The sequence below is a fragment of the Anoxybacillus mongoliensis genome (assembly GCF_014201515.1).
Lineage (GTDB): Bacteria > Bacillota > Bacilli > Bacillales > Anoxybacillaceae > Anoxybacillus > Anoxybacillus mongoliensis.
Genome location: NZ_JACHEQ010000034.1, coordinates 1 through 1,194 on the forward strand (window position 1 = coordinate 1; position 1,194 = coordinate 1,194).

2 protein-coding genes are annotated in these 1,194 nt (G+C 45.1%); both read right to left on the minus strand.

Annotated features, from left to right (window positions below; genetic code table 11):
- Nucleotides 1-35: 35 nt before the first annotated feature.
- A complete protein-coding gene (locus HNR43_RS14045; RefSeq protein WP_183244716.1) occupies nucleotides 36-548 on the minus strand; it encodes an IS630 family transposase in 513 nt (170 codons plus the stop codon).
- A gap of 17 nt (nucleotides 549-565) precedes the next feature.
- Nucleotides 566-1,096 carry a helix-turn-helix domain-containing protein gene (locus HNR43_RS14050; RefSeq protein WP_183244718.1) on the minus strand — a complete coding sequence of 177 codons (531 nt, stop codon included), beginning with the start codon at nucleotides 1,094-1,096 and terminating at the stop codon, nucleotides 566-568.
- Nucleotides 1,097-1,194 lie beyond the last annotated feature (98 nt).

Below are 1,194 nucleotides of genomic sequence, written 5' to 3' on the forward strand. Positions count from 1 at the left end.
CTATATACATCCAATTTAAAATTTTAACCTCTGATTCACGCAGTACACCCGATGCGACGTAACACCTCATCTGGGTGCTGTAAGACATATTGTTCGAAACGAGTAATCGACTGGGCAATATCATTTTGATCTTTATGCAAGACGTTGGCGATGACTTCATCCTTCAGCCACTTCCATAACCGTTCAATCGGGTTTAACTGTGGAGAATACGGCGGCAAAAAGATGAAATGAAAAGCATCACCTTCCTCGCCATCAAGAAAGGCTTGCACCATCTTGGCATGATGAATACGCGCATTGTCCAATACAAGCACGAGGAATCGATCCGCATATTTCTCTTTCAACAGGCGCAAAAATTCGAGGAACGTTTCGGCATTGGCGGATGATGCACGATGAAACACGACATCGCCTTGTTGAACATCAACGGCGCCAAAAATAGAAACGTGGGCGTGGTGACCGTAGCTTGGCACTTGTTTTTGATTTCCTACTTCTGCCCATGTCGTACGCAGCGCTTGATACGCGCGAACATGCGTTTCGTCCACATAAAACATGGTGACGTTCTCGGTGATTAGTTTTTTTTTATAAATTCGAGTTCCTTTTGAAAAGCAGCTTGATGTTCTGGATTCCCTTTCACAAGCTTATAAGTCGGACGTGTCCATGACAAACGAAGACGATGCAATAACTTACGAATGCCTTCACGTGACATCGAAACGCCATAGGTATGTTGGATGTAAGATTGTAAAATACGCGTGTTCCATGATGAAGCAATGCCCCAACCAGCATCCACAGGTGTAGTGGTTAACACGAGTTGTCTCAGTTCTTGTTGTTGTTCTTCCGTAAGAAATGGCACACGACCAGGCGGCAACCGACGATCGAGTAGATGATCGAGCCCACCTTCATTAAACCGTGCAACGTAGAGGGCAACGGATTGACGGCACAGATTGACCATTTTTGCCACATCTTTGCCAAGATGACCTTCCATGACAAGGCGAACGGCAGTCACCCGAACGCGAAGCGAAGCATCTTTGATTTTCCGTTCTTGTTTCCGAAGTGTTCGCGGCGTCCAGCCGTGATCATTTGTAATTTTCAGACGTTTCATGTCCTTTCCGCTCCTTTTACACATGAGTATTTAGGAGCAGTATAACCATGGGAGAAGGTGTTCATACAGAAGTTACGGTTTTAAAGTGCATGTATATA

Bases quoted from the DNA above. Each gene is read 5' to 3' on its own strand.
- HNR43_RS14050 (WP_183244718.1), bottom strand. From the start codon at position 1,096: ATGAAACGTCTGAAAATTACAAATGATCACGGCTGGACGCCGCGAACA.
- HNR43_RS14045 (WP_183244716.1), bottom strand. From the start codon at position 548: ATGTTTTATGTGGACGAAACGCATGTTCGCGCGTATCAAGCGCTGCGT.